The organism is Bacillus sp. YBWC18, from assembly GCF_002998775.1.
Lineage (GTDB): Bacteria > Bacillota > Bacilli > Bacillales > Bacillaceae > Bacillus.
Window position 1 is genome coordinate 259,497 of the sequence record NZ_PVRI01000003.1, and the last position, 18,592, is coordinate 278,088.

Sequence of the window (18,592 nt, forward strand, 5' to 3'; positions counted from 1 at the left end):
TTAGTATTCCTTTTGTCTATAGGAAGGGTGAGTCATGTGGACATTAGACATTTAACATATTTCTTAGAAGTGGCGAGGTTAAAAAGCTTCACAAAAGCATCACAATCTCTTTATGTGTCGCAGCCTACCATTTCCAAGATGGTCAAAAATCTCGAGGATGAGCTGGGGGTGCAGTTGTTTTATCGAAATGGCCGGCAGGTTGAAATGACAGATGCTGGACAAACGATGTATACACAGGCGAGTGAAATCACACAATCATTTCAGAATTTAACGAGCGAGCTAAATGATTTAATGAATGTCAAAAAAGGACATATTCGCATCGGGCTGCCGCCGATGATTGGATCGAGTTTTTTCCCGAATGTCATGGGAGAATTCCGCCAGCAGTATCCAGATGTCACATTTCAATTGGTGGAGCACGGCTCTATTAAAGTAGAGGAAGGGGTCGAAGATGGTTCGTTAGATATTGGTGTCATTGTTCTGCCTGCAAATGATAAAATTTTTCATACGTACACCATTATTAAAGAAGACATGAAGCTCGTGACGCATCCATCACATCCGATGGCAGGTCGTGATAAGGTTGATTTAGCTGATTTAAAGGAAGAGTCTTTTATTTTCTTTCGAGAAGATTTTGTTCTGCATAGCCGGATATTGAATGAATGTATGAATGCGGGATTCCGGCCCAATGTCATTTATGAAACGTCTCAATGGGATTTCATTAGTGAGATGGTAGCCGAGAACTTGGGAATTGGTCTTCTGCCTGAGCGGATCTGCCGTGATCTTGATCCTGAAAAGGTGAAAGTCATTTCCTTAAACACGTCGATCCCGTGGCATTTAGGAGTCATTTGGCGAAAGGATCGCTATTTGTCGTTTGCGGCAAGAGAATGGTTAAAGCATACTAAATCCTATGTGTGGGGAGCAGAGTAAAAGGGAGGACGATACGGATGAAAACAAGCTGCGTGTCTCATTTATTGGAGAGGGTTCGAGCGGAAAATCCACTCGTTCATAATATCACCAATCAAGTCGTGACGAATTTTACAGCGAATGGTCTGCTTGCTTTAGGCGCTTCGCCAGTCATGGCAAATGCCAAAGAAGAAGTGGCTGAAATGGCGCAGTTGGCGGATGCACTTGTGCTCAATATCGGCACATTGACAAAGGACACGGTGGAGGCCATGGTTCTGGCTGGACAAGCTGCCAATGAAAATGGTGTACCTGTTCTATTAGATCCTGTCGGCGTCGGTGCGACAACGTTTCGAACGAAAGCGGCAAAACAGCTGTTAGAGCAAGTGAACATGACCGTTGTCAGGGGAAATGCTGCAGAAATGGCTCATTTACTTGGAGTGGATGGCTGGGAGTCAAAAGGCGTTGATGCGAAAGCAGCGAACGGAGATGTATCGGCACTAGCCAAACAAGCGGCAAGGACACTTCAGACCGTTGTGGTGATCACAGGAAAAGTCGATGTGGTGTCAGATGGAGAGGACGTGTTGTCTATTCATAATGGACATGAATGGCTCACCAAGGTGACGGGAACCGGCTGTTTACTGACGTCTGTCATCGGGGCATTTTGTGCAATAGGTGAACGGCCGCTTCATGCGTCGGCAGCTGCAATACTGTTTTACGGCGTCGCAGCTGAAAGGGCAGCTCAGTACACAAAGGATAAAGGACCAGGAACTTTTCAAATGGAATTGTTAAATGCACTCTCACAAACAAATGGCGATGATGTGTTGACATTGGGGAGAATAGGGGGAATTTCACATGACAAAGGCTGATCAACAGCAAATCAAACAGCAATTATCGGTTTATTTTATTATGGGAACAGCGAATACAAGCAGGCAGCCGCTTGATGTCGTAAAGGAAGCCATTCAAGGCGGGATCACCATGTTCCAATTCCGTGAAAAGGGTGATGGAGCTTTGCAAGGAGAAGAGAAGAAACAATTGGCTCGTCAACTTCAAGTGCTTTGCCAAGAAGCAAATGTTCCTTTTATTGTGAATGATGATGTACAGCTAGCGATGGATCTTGATGCAGACGGCGTTCATGTTGGACAGGAAGACACAAATGCAGAAGACGTCAGACAACGGATCGGGAATAAAATATTAGGTGTGTCTACGCATAACCTAGATGAAGTGAAACAAGCCATGAAGGACGGCGCAGATTATGTCGGCATGGGCCCAGTTTATCCAACAGAAACGAAAAAGGATACACGCAGTGTCCAAGGTGTGTCTTTGATCACTGAAGTACGTCGTCATGGTCTCCCTATTCCGATTGTGGGCATCGGGGGTATCACATACGACAATGCTGCACCAGTCATCCAAGCAGGGGCAGATGGTATTAGCATCATTAGCGCCATTAGCCAGAGCGCTGATCCAAAAAAAGCAGCAGAAGAATTGAAAGCACTTGTTGCATCAGAAAAAGCATCTCTTTAACCTGTAGGAGACATGGATTGACTCAATTCATGTCTTTTCTGATTTCAGGGAAAATAGACAGGTGAGAAACAATTGTGTACAATTAAATTGTTCGATTATTTTCGAAATGACAGGTAAATAAAGGAGAATGAACAATGGAAGTGCTCGATACGTATTTTCGCCGCTACGATGAAGCAGGAAAAGGACAGGAGCAACTGAATGAATTGCTGGCATTGTTTTCTGACGATGTCATGATTGTCTTAAATGGTGCCGGGAAGCCTGGCATCCAAGCGTTTACACAGTTTTTAAACACATTTTTCCACGTGCATGAAGACATCAAGCATATGTGGGATGGATGGAAAAAAAGAGAAGACGGAAAGTATGAAACGAACTGGGCTGTTTGCGGGAAACTTTCGGATAGCCGTGTCTATACAGCAGAAGGAATTGACATTGCAGAACTGGACGACAAAGGAAAGATCGTTTATTTAGAAAACGTTCCGAAAAATCCAGAGTTATTTCAGCGCTATTAAAAAGCCGGCTCACTGCCGGCTTTTCCTTATGAATCAGTATCCATATGCATGCCTGTATGTGCCTTTACTTGAATTTCCGTAAAGGTGTCATCATCTGCTTTTTCAGAGGAGAATATCGTGCCTAAGTAAGCGGCAAGGAATCCGAGTGGGATCGAGATAATTCCAGGGTTCGACAGCGGGATGAGCGGATCTCCTGTAAAGATGGCGGCTCCCGATGGGTCCCAGACGCTTGGACTGAGCGAGACGATGATCAGTGCGCTCAGCAGTCCTACTAAGCTCCCTGCAATGGCACCCGTAGAATTAAATCGTTTCCAAAAGACAGTGAAGATAATCAATGGTAAATTTGCACTTGCTGCCACGGCGAAGGCAAGTGACACAAGAAAAGCGACGTTTAAGGATTGGGCAAATAATGCAAGAATGATGGAAAGAATGGCCACGCCGATGGAAGCAAAGCGTGCCGCCTTCACCTGTTCCCGTTCACTCGCTTTCCCTTTGCGGATGATCTGACTATAAAAGTCATGGGCAAAGGCAGACGCTGCGGATAAGACGAGACCAGTTACCACTGCCAAAATGGTCGCAAAGGCAATAGCGGAAACAAAGGCAAATAATAAATCACCTCCAAGGGCTTGGGCGAGCAGAGGAGCGGCCATATTTCCTGCTGCATCTGCTGCTGTGATCGCTTCTGTTCCAACAAAGGCAGCAGCACCGAAGCCAAGGAAAACCGTCATTAAATAAAAAATACCGATGATCCACGTAGCGGATAGAACAGATTTACGCGCAGAAATGGCATCCTTTACCGTATAAAACCGAATCAAAATGTGCGGCAAACCTGCTGTCCCAAGCACTAAAGCAAGGTTCAAAGACAGGGTCTCTAAAGGCACATCATATTTATTTCCCGGGTGAAGAAATGCCCCACCGAGCGGGGTCGCTGTTTTCATCTCCTCAAACATCTTCAGCAGGCTAAAATCAAACTTTGCAAATACAAGCAGTGAAATAATCAGGGTCCCAAGCATGAGAAGCACAGCCTTTGTGATCTGTACCCAGCTGGTAGCGATCATGCCGCCAAACACTACATAAATGGTCATCAAGACACCTACGACCAGTACAGCAATCCAGTAATCAATGCCAAGAAGCAGTTTGATTAATGCACCTGCCCCAACAAGCTGTGCAATCATATAAAAAGTAGAGACTGTGATTGTGTTAAACGCGGCAACCCCTCGAATGGCAGGACGCTTAAATCGTGCAGCAATCATATCGGCCATCGTATATTTCCCTAGATTTCGAAGCGGTTCGGCCACAACGTAAAGAACGACAAGATACGCCACTAGAAAGCCAATGCTATAGAAAAATCCGTCAAATCCATTTAACGCGATCATTCCAGCGATCCCTAAAAATGATGCGGCAGACATATAGTCCCCGGCGATGGCAAGGCCGTTCTGAAACCCAGTCAAACCTCCGCCTGCTGTGTAAAAATCGCTCGCATTGCTCGTTTTTTTCGCAGCAAAATATGTGATGACCAATGTGAGCCCTACGATCGCTATGAATAAAATAAAAGCGGTCATGCTCATTCGTCATCACCTCTTGATTCAGTTTTTAAAGCGCTTACATATTTGTCAAACTGTGCTGCTTTTCTCGCATAAAGTCCACATAATACCCAAGTCATGACAAATTGTGTGAGGGCGAATAACCAAGCCCATGAGATCGCGCCAATTGCCGGCGTGTTCAAAAAGGTGAAGTAGGATGTAGCAACCGGAAGTGAAAAGTAAAAGAGAAAAAAGAAAATCGTCATCGGTACGATAAATCTGCGTTTTTCCTCGAGAAGTTTTCGAAAATCCTCTGAAGCGGCAACCTTCTTATAATGAACTTTTTTGTCTGCCATTGTTTCCTCCTTTGTACGAATTAGGGACAAGGTACTCCAATGCATATGAGACGATCTGGTTGTTTATGACAGTATATCATAAAAAAGGCACCCGAAAAGGGTGCTTTCTACCGATAATTCGCAAGAAATGTTTGTCTCGCTTTTTCATATGTTTCTGCATCAAAATGATCTCCGCATTTGTGGATACACCAAGGCTCTTCTTGCCTCGCAATTCCAACCTCATAGCCCTGCTGGACGAATTCAAAGGACTGCGAAACATCATAAAAATGAAAGCCATCAAAGAGATCCTCACGCCACTTCACATCATACTGCGTCGCCATGAAAAGACCATCAATCGCCGAAGCGTTGATATAATCTTGTGTTTCCGCCTGTTGTTGACGACCTCTTTCAAACGAAAGCAGCTGATAGGTATCGTGACGATATTCAATGACTTTCCCCCTGCAATCAGAACTTTCCCACCAGATCCCATTGTCAGGCACGCTTTCTGCACCTATGACCCCAACCATCCCAAGTGATGGATGCTGTAAAAAAAGCGGGATCAGCTCAAGCAGCATATGCTGTTTGACAATCAAGGTATCTTGATGAAGATAAATTTTAAACTGAGCTGGATGGGTGATCGCTTCATTATAAGCAGAGGTCATACTGGATGCATGTCTAATCGGCAAAACCTCCACATGATATCCATGGGGAGCAGGAAGTGAAGCGAGCTGCCGAAAGCAAGCCTGAAACATCGATTCATCATTTACACATAAAACAAACAGGATGGTGGGGTTACTCATGAAACTGAACCGCCTCAACCACATACTGATAGGCGGTAGCCGCCTCGTGAAAATCTGAACGAATGCCATGATTCATGAGTAATTCATGTAAATCATTCATCACGCTTGCATAGGAAGGATGCTGTACGCGAATGGTTTCAAGTTCGCGAATACGAAAGCCTGCTGAATGAAAGAGTGCATGAATTTCGTGAAGGGTGAAGAAACGTAAATGTGTTTGATCCATTAATCCTGCATCTGTATAAGTGAATCTGCCGGCTAGTAATTCTAAAACTGTTGATATGTGACCGATATTCGGAATGGATGACAGGATGACTCCTTCTTTTTTAAGGAAGGGTTTGACCTTCTTTAAAACGGCCCACGGATCCAATAAATGTTCAAGGACATCTCCGAAAATGATGCAGTCAAAGTGTTCATGTTCGTAAGGGAGAGTCATCTGTTCAATATTTCCGCATAGAACATGATCTAGCTCTTGCTCAGCCTCTTTTGCTGCATCCTCAAACGATTCAATTCCATAAATGGTCCGGCCCTTTCGTTTCAGGACTTTTCCAAGTTTGCCTGTGCCGCATCCGATATCCAATAAAGACGTCCATTCCTCACGAATACGGCTGACAATGACCGGGTTCACGCCATGATAATACTGATCCTTTTTTTGGTGATAATAGGAAAGGGAATCTGAACTCACGCTCTACCCACCTTTCTGCTTTCTCATTGTTTTCATGCTTAATATATGGGTGGGGAGCTTGGTTTTATAACGTGAGAAGGACAATTTTCATGAATAGCGGCTATAAAGGGATCATATAAAGAACGGGAAACGGACTGTCCTCCTAATATAGAAAGACAGAACCCCATGAGTGGAAGGGATTGGTATGAAGGGGTGTTCAATTACTGTAGCGTATCGTCATGAAAGGATTTTCAAAAGGTCAATTGACAAGTCAGAACTTTTAGCCAAAGCAGTCTGAAAGACAAAGGATAACGGCGTTGATTTACGGTTTGTTTATCATCTTCTGATCACCGTTGGATGTTAAAAAAGCTTGTATTTCTTCGATGCCTAGTCCAATTTTTTTCGCTTCCTGAATCAAATAAACCCACTCTTCGTCAACTCTTCTTTTCACTTGCGTATCCATAATATCCTCCAGTTCAATAAGACATATTCATCTGCAACCAATGACTTGAACAAACCGTCTAGTAACTGTACGTGTGGATGAAAACAGCGCAAAATAGATTTTGTCGAAAAATGATGACATTTAACCTATTTTGTAAAATCTATCACCTACCACGTTCCTAAAAAAATGACTAAAAAACCCATAAATATTGATTTCTTACTTCTAATAATAAACAATTGTAAAGTCAGTTAAAAGATTATAAATTAAAATAATGAAAAAGACCTAAATCATTTGGCTTATATAAACCAATTAGGTTGACATTTGCCATCAAGTAGAACAAATTTCATCTGTGCAGGACGTACATATTGTTCGTTTGGGAAGTTCTTCTCAAGATGGTATTCTAAAAGAAACAGAAACCACCAAGAAGGAATGAAGAAAGACATGTATAGCCTTTTTCAAAAGTATCAAGAAGTTGTCATGTATCTTGTGATGGGTGTGTGTACAACCATTGTCAACATAGTCAGCTTCTACTTATTCGTTGAGATGTTTTCCATGGATTATAAAACAGCTACAGTTGTTTCATGGGTATTTGCTGTTCTCTTTGCTTATATCACCAATAAGAAGTATGTCTTCAAGCAAAAGGCTCGTGATACGAAAAGCCTTATGCGTGAGCTTTCTTCATTTTTTAGTGTTCGTCTCATGTCTCTAGGTGTAGATCTGGGGCTGATGATTTTATTTGTGAGCCAAATGGCGCTCAATGAAACTGTCGCAAAAATTCTTGTCAACTTTGTGATTGTGGTCGTGAATTATGTCGCCAGTAAATGGTTCGTCTTCAAGAAAACAAAAGAAGATGCGATTTAACACATGAAAAAAGATAGGTGATGTGAAATGAGCAGCAGGCCAGACGAATTATATGATGTCATATATCAGCAAACAGAAAAGCAGCATGAACAAGTGCTGAGGCTAGTCAAAGAAATGACCGCACATCCAGAAGCGTTTTCGGAACAAGAAAAGGAAAAGATCAACCGAATGGACATTGCGCTTCAAACGGCAACGGACATTTTAGAAAACTTAATGACACCTGACACGCAAATGACCATTGTTTTAAGACAAGGGAGAATTCATGTTGACCTGACGAAAGCGTAAAAGAAGCAGCCAATTGTGAAAGCGGCTGCTTTTTATTATGCATCGCTTGTTTCCCGCAGTTGCTTTGGAGACATGCCGATTTTCTTTCGAAAGACTTTATTCAAGTAATTCGCATTTCGGTAGCCGCACTGTATGGCGATTTCTTCAATCGAGTATTTTGTTGTTTTCAGTAACGTTTCCGCCTTTTCTAACCGGATATTGGTTAGATAGTGAATAGGTGTGAAGCCAGTGGCCTTTTTGAATTCCCTCGTAAAATGACTTTTGGATAAACGTGCCGCAGCTGCCATATCGTCCGGGCCAATTTCCTCGTGAAAATGATGGCTGGCAAACAAGGCAGCTTGAACGATGGGCTCGGGCCATTTCTCCATTTGTCCCTCAAGCTTTGGCAAATATGAATATAGTTCCATGACAAATTGATAAGCAAGGCTAGACCCCTCAAATGGATTGGTAATCCGTCTTTCACTGGCTTCATCATAAATGTTCTTGAGCAGGCGGATCGGTCTGGAATTTGGGTGAAAACGCATGACCTGCTTTCCTTGGTCAATAAATTGGTCAAAGCAAAGATCGCAGGCTTCCCCGTAAAGCGTTAAATAAAGGAATTCCCAATGCTCACTGTCCTCTGGAAAATAATATTGATAGGCACTTGGGCTTTTCACGAGAAAGGCCTGACCCGGCAACACTTTGAAACGTTTCTCTCCGATTTCAATCATGCCATGTCCAGACAGTGTGAGCTGAAAGATGCACTTGCCCTGATCTTTCCGCTCCACGCCATTCCAGCTATATAACGAAGATGATTGTACTTCCCAGCCAACAGACCATATTTGCGCCGGCAATGTCACATCAGAATGGTGAAAACGAAATGCAAATGCTTCCTTCTTCAAATTGGAAACCCTCCTTCACAGCAAAAAACAACCTTTTTCTATTTAGAATCATGTTACACCTCATATCACATCGTACCATTCACAGCAAAAAAAGGGTATTTTTTAACGGTTTTTTTACCATTGAACTGATGCTGCTGGGACAACTAAAATAAAAGTATCAGAAGAGAAAAGGGGAATGGATATGATCGATACGTTACGCGCGGCATTTCACCAGCAATTTGGAGATAGAGAAGAACTTCGCTATTTTTTTGCCCCAGGAAGGGTGAACTTGATTGGTGAACATACAGATTACAATGGAGGCCATGTGTTTCCATGCGCACTTACTCTCGGAACGTATGCTGCTTGTGCGAAGCGTTCAGATGGCCGCGTGAGAATGTATTCCTTGAACTTTGATAGCGAGGGTGTGAAAGAATTCAATCTTTTTGAATTCGCTTACGTGGAATCGGATGGCTGGGCGAATTATCCGAAGGGTGTGTTCAATCAGTTTATAGAAGCAGGGATGAAGATAGAAGAAGGCTTTGACATTGTGTACAGCGGCAATATTCCAAATGGCGCAGGTCTGTCTTCCTCTGCCTCCATTGAGCTTGTCACCGCTGTTCTCATCAACGAATGGCATTCATTCAGCGTTTCAAATGCCCGTCTTGCCCTCCTTTCACAGCGTGCAGAAAATGAATTTATTGGCGTCAATTGCGGGATCATGGATCAGTTTTCGATTTCCCTTGGAAAAGAAGATCACGCCATTTTGCTCAATTGTGACACCCTTGCCTTTGAATACAGTCCGTTTCGGCAAGAGGGACTGGCGCTTGTCATCGCCAATACAAATAAAAAGCGGACACTGGCTGATTCCAAATACAATGAGCGCCGGGCAGAGTGTCAATCAGCTTTAAATGATCTTCGGAAAAAAATCGACATCACCCACTTATGTGAGCTCACTGCGGATGAATTTGCAGCACATGCCCACTTGATTGAAGATGACATATGCCGCAAACGGGCAAGACATGTCGTGACGGAAAACGAGCGGACGATGAAAGCAGTAAATTTTCTGAAAGATGATAAAATGGAAGAACTAGGTGGGCTCATGAAGGCTTCTCATCTTTCTTTAAAGAATGATTATGAAGTAACAGGACTTGAACTAGATGCACTGGCTGAAGCAGCTTGGGGGCACCCGGGGACGATTGGCTCCCGTATGACAGGTGCAGGCTTTGGCGGATGCACGATCAGCATTGTGAAAGAAGAGCTGCTGGGTTCATTTATAGAAGAAACTGGTGCGATATATCAAGAGAAAACAGGCATTCAAGCCTCTTTTTACACAGCTGGAATTGGAGGCGGCGCAAGAGAACTCACAAAGGGGGAAGGTTGATGACAATTTTAGTTTGTGGAGGAGCAGGGTACATAGGCAGTCATGCGGTGGCGGCTCTTCTAGCGAAAGGCGAACGAGTAGTGGTAGTGGATAATTTGCAGACAGGCCACAAAGAAGCTGTTTTGGAAGGAGCTGTCTTAGAAGAGGGAGATTTACGGGATCACGTCTTTTTAAGACAGGTTTTCAAAACGCATCAAATAGAAGCGGTCATGCACTTTGCGGCAGATTCACTTGTCGGGGAGAGTGTGACAGACCCGCTTAAGTACTATGACAACAACGTCGGCGGAGCAACCGCTTTACTACAAATAATGAATGAATTTGATGTGAAACACATCGTCTTTTCTTCAACTGCTGCTGCATACGGTGAACCGAAGTGCGTGCCGATTGTTGAAACGGATGAAACGAACCCAACGAATCCTTATGGAGAAACAAAATTAGCGATTGAAAAAATGCTGAAGTGGTCTGAGCAAGCGTATGGAATAGAATACGTGGTGCTTCGGTACTTTAATGTAGCTGGTGCCCATACAGAAGGACTTGTCGGAGAGGATCATCAGCCTGAGACACATCTCATTCCAATTATTCTGCAAGTTGCTTTAGGAAAACGGGATCAGATCATGATTTACGGTGATGATTATGAGACAGAGGACGGCACGTGTATTAGAGATTACATTCATGTGATGGACTTAGTAGAGGCACACATCTTAGCCGTTGACCGGCTGCGTGCTGGAAAAGGCAGTGCGACCTACAACTTAGGGAATGGAACAGGTTTCTCCGTGAAGCAGGTCGTAGAAGCTGTCAGAAAAGTCACGGGGCATGCCATCCCGGCACAAGTGGCAAAAAGACGCGCGGGAGATCCAGCAAAGCTGATTGCTTCTTCTGAAAAAGCGCTGCAAGAATTGGGATGGACACCTCAATATGCTGACCTTCACACGATCATTCAGAGCGCGTGGGATTGGTTTCAGAAGCATCCAGATGGCTACCGAAGTGAATAAAGCGTAACAGGCAGGCAAGAGAGGGGACAGAGGGAATGGCGATTGATATTTTTGAAAAATTGGAACAGCTGATTCAATACGGGATCAATAAAGAGCTGATGACATCACTAGATATCGATTATACGAGAAACCGGCTGCTTGAGGTGCTCGGGCTCGATGACGCTGAAGCAAGAACAGTCTCAGGAGATGCAGACCTTGAAGACATTTTAATGCCGATGCTGGATTGGGCAGTAGAAACAGGCCTTATTCCTGAGGGGACGGATACGTATCGTGATTTACTAGATGCGAAAATCATGGGCTGCTTGGTGGCACCTCCAAGTGTCATCTATGCGAAGTTTGAAGAAAAACGCCAGCATGAAGGACCGAAGGCAGCTACAAGCTGGTTCTATGCGATGCAGCAGCATGCCCACTATATTCATACAGGCAGGATCGCCAAAAATGTACAGTGGTTTACACCAACAGACGATGGTGTGCTGGAGATCACCATTAATCTATCAAAACCGGAAAAGGACCCCAAAGCCATCGCTGAAGCCAAGAAGCTCAGTCAAAAGCAATATCCTCTTTGTCACCTTTGTAAAGAAAACGTTGGCTTCGAGGGGCGGATCAACCATCCAGCGAGACAGAATCACCGGATTATTCCTGTGACACTCTCAGGTGAATCGTGGTTTCTGCAATTTTCACCTTATGTGTATTACAACGAGCACTGCATAGTGTTCAAAGGTAAACATGAGCCAATGAGCATCACCAAAAAAACCTTTGAACGACTGCTTTCCTTCATATCTATATACCCGCACTATTTCATCGGGTCGAACGCCGACCTTCCGATTGTCGGAGGCAGTATATTAAGTCATGACCATTTTCAGGGCGGTGCACATGAATTTCCGATGGCGAAAGCAGAGATGGAAGAAGTCTTTTCTCTCAAAGCCTTTCCGGATGTGCGAGCTGGCATTGTGAAATGGCCGATGTCTGTGATCCGCCTTCGAAGCAGCGAGCGGCAGCCGCTCGCGGACGCAGCAGACTTTATCTTACATGAGTGGAAATTGTATTCAGATGAAGAGGTGGGGCTGATCGCTCATACAGGAGAGACTCCGCACAATACCATTACACCTATTGCGCGGCGCCACGGGGATGACTATGAATTAGATTTAGTGCTGCGTAATAACCGTACAGACAAGCGGCACCCAGACGGCATTTTCCATCCGCACGAAGAAGTCCACCATATTAAAAAAGAGAATATCGGATTAATTGAAGTCATGGGCCTTGCTGTCCTTCCTGGCAGATTAGCAGAGGAATTAAGCCAATTAAAAGAGGCTTTGCTATCCGAAAGTCCAATTGAAGAAATCAAAGCCCGTCCTGAAATCATGAAGCACGAGGCTTGGGCAAAGCGGCTGCTTGAAGAGAACACCTTTACAGAGGACAATACCGAAACCATTTTACAACAAGAAATTGGCTCTATTTTTTCTCGAATTCTCTCGCAGGCGGGTGTGTTTAAAAGAACTGAGCAAGGGAAAACAGCTTTTAACCGTTTCATTCAAACACTTTATACAGGCAGGTGATTAGATGATTGAACAAGTAAGAGAGCTAATGGAAGAAAAGCAGCTTGATGGTGTCTTGATTCAAAAGCGAAATAACTTCTCCTGGCTGACAGGCGGAAGAAGGAATCACATTGTGTTAAATACGCCAGAGGGCGTGTGCCAGCTGCTCGTCTTAAAAGACGACCTCGTCCTCATTGTGAATCAAATGGAAGAAAAGCGGATCATTGAAGAGGAAATGGCGTATGTCGATCATCCCTTTCAGGTGGTCACAATGGATTGGCATGAGGATGAGACCCCCTACATTCAAGAATTCACAAAAGGTAAACGAATTGGGGCGGACATTCAAATGGATGGATTCGAATGGATCGAGCCGGATTTGTCACATGTTCGATCGATCCTTACTGCCTCGCAGCTCAGTCAATATGAAATCCTTTGTCATGAAACAGCGGTCATTGTAGAAAGTGTCTGTCAAGAAATCGTGCCAGGGCAGACCGAACACGAAATTGCTTCGCTTGTTGCTCAAAGAGCCATTGCGCAAGGGATGACGATAGAAGTCCTGCTTGTGGCAACGGATGACCGGATCCATCAATACCGTCACCCGATTCCAACAGAGAAAGCACTTCAAAAGCACGCGCTTGTTGTCCTCTGTGCAGAACGGCACGGGCTCGTAGCGAATGTCACAAGGTCTGTTTACTTTGGTCAGCTTCCAAAGGAGCTTGAAGAGAACAAAGAGCGGCTTGCACGAATTGATACAGTCATGAATGCCGCCACACGTCCTGGTAAAACATTAGGAGATGTACTGAAAGCTGGTATTGCTCAGTATGAAAAAGAGGGCTTCCCTGATAGCTGGAAAAAGCTTCATCAAGGGGGAAAGACGGGATTTGTATCTAGGGAAATCATTGCCGTTCCCTCATCGAAGGAAGAAATTCAGCTGCATCAAGTGTTTACGTGGAATCCTTCGTTGCCTGGACTGAAATCAGAGGATACGATAGTAGTAGAAAAAGAGGGCAACCGCTTTTTAACCTATACAGGCAAGTGGACGTACATGGACATTGAACATGAAGGGGAGATCTATAGACGACCTGACATCTTAGTGAGAGATGAATAAATGCAGAGTGCCGGCGCTGAGCCGGTTTTTTGCTGGAAGTCTTTAGCGAGATTCCACTAATTCAGCATCATTACCAATTCTTACAGCGTATCGCAGAGAATCGATACTTTCTTTTCTTGTGAACTTGCGTTAAAATGAGTAAGGTTTTTGTTAAATGTGGGGATACCTATTTCAAAATTGTTTACCTAGATAAAATTTCATTAAGTTAAATTGAAATTCGACCAAACTTTTTTATTGTGGTAAACCTAAATTTGACAAAGTTCTTGATTGTTTGTCCTTTGCCTTCAACTCTCAACTTTTCAAAATCCTAGAAATTTATTGTGTGTGCAATAATATAAATTTATGTCGAATTTATGACATTTTAATAGAAATCTGTTGAAAAATAAATGAACTTTTGAAAAAAGGGAAGCTAACTCTAACAGATTTTGATAGCATTACAAAGGGAAGAAAAGTTTTCGAAGGCAGATGGCTTTTCACAATTATTCAGCAATTTATACATTATCTAAGGAAGGATGGTGATCTTCTTGTTCAGAGCCATTAAACCTATGCTTTTATTAGCGATGCTCGTGAGTGTTTTTTTATTAGGAGGTTGCAGCAATATCGCTGTTTTAGATCCTAAAGGACCTGTCGCAGCACAACAAAAAGACTTGATCCTTTTATCCATCGGATTCATGCTCTTTATCGTTGGTGCGGTATTTGTACTGTTTACCATCATTTTGGTTAAATACCGTGAGCGTAAGGACGTTGGAAACGCCTCTTATAACCCAGAACTACACGGGAATACGCTTCTAGAAGTTATCTGGACAGTGATCCCAATATTAATCGTTGCTGCCCTTTCGGTTCCAACTGTAAAAACAATTTACTCTTTGGAAGAGGCACCTCAAGCAACAAGCCATAAAGATCCACTTGTCGTTTATGCTACAGCTGTTGATTGGAAATGGATCTTTAGCTATCCAGAGGAAAATATTGAGACAGTGAACTACTTAAACATTCCAAAAGATCAGCCGGTTTTATTCAAAATCACTTCCGCTGATACAATGGCATCACTATGGATTCCTCAGCTAGGCGGGGAGAAGTATGCGATGGCTGGAATGGAGATGGAACAATATCTTCAAGCTGATCAAGTTGGCACATATGAAGGAAGAAACGCCAACTTCACAGGCGAGGGCTTTGCTCAGCAAAAATTCAAAGTCAATGCGATGACGCAGTCTGACTATGATAAATGGGTAAGCAAAACGAAGAAAGAAGCACCAAAGTTAACGAAGAAAACGTATGACTACTTGATGCTTCCGGATGCTGCAGATGTGCAGACATTCTCATCAACACATTTATCCTTTGCGAAGCATGGAGAGGATTCTGAATACGCACTCCAAGCACGCAAACGTTTAGGTTACCAATCAGTTTCTCCGCATTCCAAAACAGATCCTTTCGAGAATGTGAAGAACTATAAAAGAAAACTAGATAATGAATAAACTGACTAAGGAAAGGAGGAGGCCGTTATGCATTTGAAATGGGATGAGTTTTTTGTAACTGGAGACCCATTAATTCTTGGTGCGCAAATTTCTATCGCTCTTACTTCCATTGCCATCGTGTTTGTTTTAACCTACTTTAAAAAGTGGAAATGGCTCTGGAAAGAATGGCTAACATCAGTTGATCATAAAAAGCTTGGGATCATGTATATCCTTGCTGCTGTGATTATGTTCTTCCGCGGTGGGGTAGACGGACTGATGATGCGCGCGCAGCTGGCGCTTCCTAATAATACGTTTTTAGATTCCAACCACTATAATGAAATTTTCACAACGCATGGTACGATCATGATTCTATTCATGGCGATGCCATTTTTAATTGGTTTAATCAACGTCGTTGTGCCTCTTCAAATTGGTGCACGTGACGTTGCATTCCCTTATTTGAACAACCTTAGCTTCTGGACATTCATGGTTGGAGCGATGCTGTTCAACATTTCCTTCGTCATTGGAGGATCACCAAGTGCAGGCTGGACGAGTTACATGCCGCTCGCCGGAAATGATTTCTCACCAGGACCTGGACAGAACTATTACTTGCTCGGGCTCCAAATTGCAGGTATTGGTACACTTATGACAGGTATTAACTTCATGGTGACCATCTTAAAAATGCGTACAAAAGGTATGACGCTTATGCGTATGCCAATGTTTACATGGACAACATTGATTACGTCTGTCATCATCGTATTCGCATTCCCTGTATTAACAGTTGCTTTAGCACTTATGACATTTGATCGTTTATTCGGTTCTGCATTCTTTACACTCGAAGCAGGCGGTATGCCAATGCTTTGGGCGAACCTTTTCTGGATTTGGGGACATCCTGAGGTATATATCGTCATCCTGCCGGCTTTCGGTATTTTCTCAGAAATCTTTGCGACGTTCTCAAGAAAACAGCTGTTTGGTTACAAAGCGATGGTTGTATCGATTGTGGCAATCTCTGTTCTTAGTTTCCTTGTGTGGGTTCACCACTTCTTTACAATGGGGAACAGTGCAGCGGTTAACTCATTCTTCTCGATTACAACAATGGCGATTTCTGTACCAACAGGTGTGAAAATCTTTAACTGGCTCTTTACGATGTATCGAGGCCGTATCAGCTTTACTTCACCAATGCTTTGGGCACTTGGTTTCATCCCGAACTTCGTTATCGGTGGTGTCACTGGGGTTATGCTTGCGATGGCAGCTGCGGATTACCAGTACCATAACACGTACTTCCTTGTATCCCACTTCCACTATGTATTAATCGCAGGTACTGTTTTTGCTTGTTTTGCTGGCCTTGTTTTCTGGTATCCAAAAATGTTTGGTTACAAGTTAAACGAAAGAATCGGCAAATGGTTCTTCTGGGTATTCATGATCGGATTTAACATCTGTTTCTTCCCGCAGTACTTCTTAGGACTGCAAGGAATGCCAAGACGTATTTATACGTATGGACCAGAAGATGGCTGGACTGCACTAAACTTTATTTCAACAATTGGTGCATTTATGATGGGTATCGGCTTCATCATCCTTTGCTACAACATCTACTACAGCTGGAGACACGCGAAACGTGAAGTGTCTGGAGACAGCTGGGGAGATGGACGTACTCTTGACTGGGCGACATCTTCTGCAATTCCGCCGCATTATAACTTTGCAGCACTTCCAGAAGTGACAACACCAGATGCATTCCATCATTGGAAGCAAAACAACGTAGACGTTCATCCTGAAAAAGAATTCAAGAAAATTCACATGCCGCACAATTCAGGCAGACCACTCATCATGTCTGCATTCTTCGGACTTGGTGCATTCGGTCTTGTATTTGAATGGTACTGGATTGGCGTTATTGGCTTAATCGGTGTATTCGCAACAATGATTTTACGCTCATTTGAATATGACGATGGCTACTATATTCCTGTTGAAGAAGTGATTGAAACAGAGAAAAAGAATAAGGAGGCGCAGAAGTAATGGGACATAATGATAGCAGCTATGCAAATGCACCGCTTGAATATCAGTCTGAAACAGGACGTTTAAACATCCTTGGTTTCTGGATATTCCTTGGCGCGGAAATCGTGTTATTCTCAACACTTTTTGCGACCTACTTTGTTCTTCATGGCAGAACAGCTGGCGGCGTTTTACCAGCTGAACTGTTTGATATGAAGCTTGTATTGATCATGACATTCCTGTTATTGGTTAGTTCATTTACATGCGGGATTGCTGTTCATGAAATGCGCCGTGGAAGTACAAAAGGGGTTGTCATTTGGACGATTCTGACACTGCTTCTAGGTGCAGGCTTCGTTGGCTTTGAGATTTTCGAGTTCTTCCATTATGTACATGAGGGTGCGAGCATCCATACAAGTGCGTATTGGTCTGCATTCTTTGTACTCTTAGGAACTCACGGACTACACGTATCCATTGGTATCTTCTGGATTACCGGGGTCTTGTTCCAAATTAAAAAACGTGGATTAACTCCACAAACAGCAGCGAAGATTTTTATCTCAAGTCTATACTGGCATTTCCTTGATGTTGTATGGATTTTCATCTTCACAGCTGTTTACTTGATCGGATTAGGGGGGCTTTTGTGATATGGCTGGAAAAACACATTCCTCAGCAGAGCACGAACACTTCCCTTGGAAACACGTAGTTGGCTTCATCCTATCCATTGTGCTAACAATCTTAGCATTCTGGATTGCCATTGGAGCTGAAATTGGCAGTTCTGCAAAACTATGGATTATCTTTGGTTTTGCCTTCATTCAAGCGTTCTTGCAGCTATTCATGTTTATGCACATGACAGAAAGCGAGAACGGAAATGTTCAAGTCGGAAATACATTGTTTGGCCTGTTTTGTGCGATTATCTTCGTTATCGGATCTGTTTGGATCTTTGCGGCTCACTACAGCCACGGAGAGAACAGCAAAGACGGTTATTCGCCTTCTGCGCCAAAGCAGTCTGAGCATTCAGAGAAATAATAAAAAACCACTCATCCCTCAAAGGTGAGTGGTTTTTATCATGATGTTGATTACGCCTCCAATAGGTGGTGCGTGATTTATCTGGTGCTGCTGAATCTTTTGCGAATGAATGGAAGTCCATAAATGAGAAACGCTGCAATGTGTGCCAAAATGACGTTAATGGCAAAGAATGCGATCATGAAGGTATGTCCTGCTGGAGATAAACTGCTCGTCATGTAAAGACCGAAGAAAATCCACATAATCATAATGGGTGGAATAGAAGCTAGTGCAATTTTTCTGTTTTCAAGCCATAAAAACAGGGGTGTAGCCGTTGCAATACATAGGTACGCAAAGAACATATCCATCGTATCCAACTCCTTTGTAAGTTGATATCCAAATCAAATAAGAGGTCAGGATGCAATTGTGTCTGTTTTTAGGAGATA

General features: G+C 43.4%; 21 protein-coding genes. 14 read left to right on the forward strand and 7 right to left on the reverse strand.

Features of this window, described 5'->3' with window-relative positions:
- Positions 1-36: 36 nt before the first annotated feature.
- The 4 genes from cidR to C6348_RS10745 all read left to right on the forward strand — a co-directional run bounded on the left by cidR (position 37) and on the right by C6348_RS10745 (position 2,930).
- The gene (gene cidR, locus C6348_RS10730) at positions 37-924 is read left to right on the forward strand and encodes a cidABC operon transcriptional activator CidR (RefSeq protein ID WP_003214744.1); all 888 of its coding nucleotides are present in this window, start codon (positions 37-39) and stop codon (positions 922-924) included.
- Between the two features lie 17 nt (positions 925-941).
- The gene (thiM, locus tag C6348_RS10735) at positions 942-1,766 is read left to right on the forward strand and encodes a hydroxyethylthiazole kinase (RefSeq protein WP_106043002.1); all 825 of its coding nucleotides are present in this window, start codon (positions 942-944) and stop codon (positions 1,764-1,766) included.
- Positions 1,753-2,421 (forward strand): thiamine phosphate synthase, encoded by a 669-nt coding sequence (thiE, locus tag C6348_RS10740; RefSeq protein ID WP_106043004.1) that lies wholly within the window; start codon positions 1,753-1,755, stop codon positions 2,419-2,421. The genes thiM and thiE overlap by 14 nt, the downstream gene beginning before the upstream one ends.
- A gap of 134 nt (positions 2,422-2,555) precedes the next feature.
- Entirely contained in the window at positions 2,556-2,930 is a 375-nt protein-coding gene (locus C6348_RS10745; RefSeq protein WP_106043006.1) for a nuclear transport factor 2-like protein, read from the forward strand.
- 26 nt (positions 2,931-2,956) lie between these two features.
- Here the strand turns inward: C6348_RS10745 and C6348_RS10750 are convergent, their stop codons facing one another.
- From C6348_RS10750 to C6348_RS10770, 5 genes are all read right to left on the reverse strand, one after another.
- Positions 2,957-4,498, reverse strand: a complete 1,542-nt coding sequence (locus C6348_RS10750) for a solute symporter family protein (protein WP_106043008.1) — start codon at positions 4,496-4,498, stop codon at positions 2,957-2,959.
- Entirely contained in the window at positions 4,495-4,809 is a 315-nt protein-coding gene (locus C6348_RS10755; protein ID WP_034660734.1) for a DUF485 domain-containing protein, read from the reverse strand. Before C6348_RS10755 ends, C6348_RS10750 begins: the two co-directional genes overlap by 4 nt.
- 107 nt (positions 4,810-4,916) lie before the next feature.
- Positions 4,917-5,588 (reverse strand): glycosyltransferase family protein, encoded by a 672-nt coding sequence (locus C6348_RS10760; protein ID WP_106043010.1) that lies wholly within the window; start codon positions 5,586-5,588, stop codon positions 4,917-4,919.
- Positions 5,581-6,270, reverse strand: coding sequence for a class I SAM-dependent methyltransferase (locus C6348_RS10765; RefSeq protein ID WP_106043012.1), 690 nt, complete (start codon positions 6,268-6,270; stop codon positions 5,581-5,583). Before C6348_RS10765 ends, C6348_RS10760 begins: the two co-directional genes overlap by 8 nt.
- A 301-nt stretch (positions 6,271-6,571) precedes the next feature.
- On the reverse strand, positions 6,572-6,712 hold the full coding sequence (locus tag C6348_RS10770; RefSeq protein WP_008345506.1) for an anti-repressor SinI family protein: 141 nt from the start codon (positions 6,710-6,712) through the stop codon (positions 6,572-6,574).
- 456 nt (positions 6,713-7,168) lie between these two features.
- Between C6348_RS10770 and C6348_RS10775 the strand changes: the two genes are divergently transcribed.
- Positions 7,169-7,552: a GtrA family protein gene (locus tag C6348_RS10775; protein ID WP_012011676.1), complete on the forward strand. Its 384-nt coding sequence runs from the start codon at positions 7,169-7,171 to the stop codon at positions 7,550-7,552.
- Between the two features lie 27 nt (positions 7,553-7,579).
- On the forward strand, positions 7,580-7,837 hold the full coding sequence (locus tag C6348_RS10780; RefSeq protein ID WP_003215318.1) for a hypothetical protein: 258 nt from the start codon (positions 7,580-7,582) through the stop codon (positions 7,835-7,837).
- 35 nt (positions 7,838-7,872) lie between these two features.
- Here the strand turns inward: C6348_RS10780 and C6348_RS10785 are convergent, their stop codons facing one another.
- A complete protein-coding gene (locus tag C6348_RS10785) occupies positions 7,873-8,718 on the reverse strand; it encodes an AraC family transcriptional regulator (protein ID WP_034660412.1) in 846 nt (281 codons plus the stop codon).
- A gap of 181 nt (positions 8,719-8,899) precedes the next feature.
- Between C6348_RS10785 and C6348_RS10790 the strand changes: the two genes are divergently transcribed.
- The 8 genes from C6348_RS10790 to qoxD all read left to right on the forward strand — a co-directional run bounded on the left by C6348_RS10790 (position 8,900) and on the right by qoxD (position 18,170).
- Entirely contained in the window at positions 8,900-10,078 is a 1,179-nt protein-coding gene (locus tag C6348_RS10790) for a galactokinase (RefSeq protein WP_411266107.1), read from the forward strand.
- Entirely contained in the window at positions 10,078-11,070 is a 993-nt protein-coding gene (gene galE / locus C6348_RS10795; RefSeq protein WP_106043015.1) for a UDP-glucose 4-epimerase GalE, read from the forward strand. The genes C6348_RS10790 and galE overlap by 1 nt, the downstream gene beginning before the upstream one ends.
- Before the next feature lie 35 nt (positions 11,071-11,105).
- Positions 11,106-12,626, forward strand: a complete 1,521-nt coding sequence (galT, locus tag C6348_RS10800; protein WP_106043017.1) for a UDP-glucose--hexose-1-phosphate uridylyltransferase — start codon at positions 11,106-11,108, stop codon at positions 12,624-12,626.
- Positions 12,627-12,630: 4 nt separating this feature from the next.
- Positions 12,631-13,713 carry a M24 family metallopeptidase gene (locus C6348_RS10805; RefSeq protein WP_106043019.1) on the forward strand — a complete coding sequence of 361 codons (1,083 nt, stop codon included), beginning with the start codon at positions 12,631-12,633 and terminating at the stop codon, positions 13,711-13,713.
- 515 nt (positions 13,714-14,228) lie between these two features.
- Positions 14,229-15,185 carry a cytochrome aa3 quinol oxidase subunit II gene (gene qoxA / locus C6348_RS10810; RefSeq protein ID WP_095285740.1) on the forward strand — a complete coding sequence of 319 codons (957 nt, stop codon included), beginning with the start codon at positions 14,229-14,231 and terminating at the stop codon, positions 15,183-15,185.
- Between the two features lie 27 nt (positions 15,186-15,212).
- Positions 15,213-17,171, forward strand: coding sequence for a cytochrome aa3 quinol oxidase subunit I (qoxB, locus tag C6348_RS10815; RefSeq protein WP_034660406.1), 1,959 nt, complete (start codon positions 15,213-15,215; stop codon positions 17,169-17,171).
- Positions 17,171-17,788 (forward strand): cytochrome aa3 quinol oxidase subunit III, encoded by a 618-nt coding sequence (gene qoxC / locus C6348_RS10820; protein WP_007497820.1) that lies wholly within the window; start codon positions 17,171-17,173, stop codon positions 17,786-17,788. The genes qoxB and qoxC overlap by 1 nt, the downstream gene beginning before the upstream one ends.
- Before the next feature lies 1 nt (position 17,789).
- The gene (gene qoxD / locus C6348_RS10825; protein ID WP_106043021.1) at positions 17,790-18,170 is read left to right on the forward strand and encodes a cytochrome aa3 quinol oxidase subunit IV; all 381 of its coding nucleotides are present in this window, start codon (positions 17,790-17,792) and stop codon (positions 18,168-18,170) included.
- Positions 18,171-18,247: 77 nt separating this feature from the next.
- Here the strand turns inward: qoxD and C6348_RS10830 are convergent, their stop codons facing one another.
- Positions 18,248-18,514 carry a spore morphogenesis/germination protein YwcE gene (locus C6348_RS10830; RefSeq protein WP_003215279.1) on the reverse strand — a complete coding sequence of 89 codons (267 nt, stop codon included), beginning with the start codon at positions 18,512-18,514 and terminating at the stop codon, positions 18,248-18,250.
- Between the last annotated feature and the right edge of the window lie 78 nt (positions 18,515-18,592).

Excerpts from the sequence above, each read along its gene's own strand:
- C6348_RS10760 (WP_106043010.1), bottom strand. The coding sequence starts at position 5,588 with ATGAGTAACCCCACCATCCTGTTTGTTTTATGTGTAAATGATGAATCG.
- C6348_RS10770 (WP_008345506.1), bottom strand. The coding sequence starts at position 6,712 with ATGGATACGCAAGTGAAAAGAAGAGTTGACGAAGAGTGGGTTTATTTG.
- thiM (WP_106043002.1), top strand. The coding sequence starts at position 942 with ATGAAAACAAGCTGCGTGTCTCATTTATTGGAGAGGGTTCGAGCGGAA.
- C6348_RS10790 (WP_411266107.1), top strand. The coding sequence starts at position 8,900 with ATGATCGATACGTTACGCGCGGCATTTCACCAGCAATTTGGAGATAGA.
- C6348_RS10805 (WP_106043019.1), top strand. The coding sequence starts at position 12,631 with ATGATTGAACAAGTAAGAGAGCTAATGGAAGAAAAGCAGCTTGATGGT.
- qoxC (WP_007497820.1), top strand. The coding sequence starts at position 17,171 with ATGGGACATAATGATAGCAGCTATGCAAATGCACCGCTTGAATATCAG.
- qoxB (WP_034660406.1), top strand. The coding sequence starts at position 15,213 with ATGCATTTGAAATGGGATGAGTTTTTTGTAACTGGAGACCCATTAATT.
- C6348_RS10830 (WP_003215279.1), bottom strand. The coding sequence starts at position 18,514 with ATGGATATGTTCTTTGCGTACCTATGTATTGCAACGGCTACACCCCTG.
- C6348_RS10775 (WP_012011676.1), top strand. The coding sequence starts at position 7,169 with ATGTATCTTGTGATGGGTGTGTGTACAACCATTGTCAACATAGTCAGC.
- qoxD (WP_106043021.1), top strand. The coding sequence starts at position 17,790 with ATGGCTGGAAAAACACATTCCTCAGCAGAGCACGAACACTTCCCTTGG.
- thiE (WP_106043004.1), top strand. The coding sequence starts at position 1,753 with ATGACAAAGGCTGATCAACAGCAAATCAAACAGCAATTATCGGTTTAT.
- C6348_RS10755 (WP_034660734.1), bottom strand. The coding sequence starts at position 4,809 with ATGGCAGACAAAAAAGTTCATTATAAGAAGGTTGCCGCTTCAGAGGAT.
- galT (WP_106043017.1), top strand. The coding sequence starts at position 11,106 with ATGGCGATTGATATTTTTGAAAAATTGGAACAGCTGATTCAATACGGG.
- C6348_RS10750 (WP_106043008.1), bottom strand. The coding sequence starts at position 4,498 with ATGAGCATGACCGCTTTTATTTTATTCATAGCGATCGTAGGGCTCACA.
- C6348_RS10780 (WP_003215318.1), top strand. The coding sequence starts at position 7,580 with ATGAGCAGCAGGCCAGACGAATTATATGATGTCATATATCAGCAAACA.
- C6348_RS10745 (WP_106043006.1), top strand. The coding sequence starts at position 2,556 with ATGGAAGTGCTCGATACGTATTTTCGCCGCTACGATGAAGCAGGAAAA.
- galE (WP_106043015.1), top strand. The coding sequence starts at position 10,078 with ATGACAATTTTAGTTTGTGGAGGAGCAGGGTACATAGGCAGTCATGCG.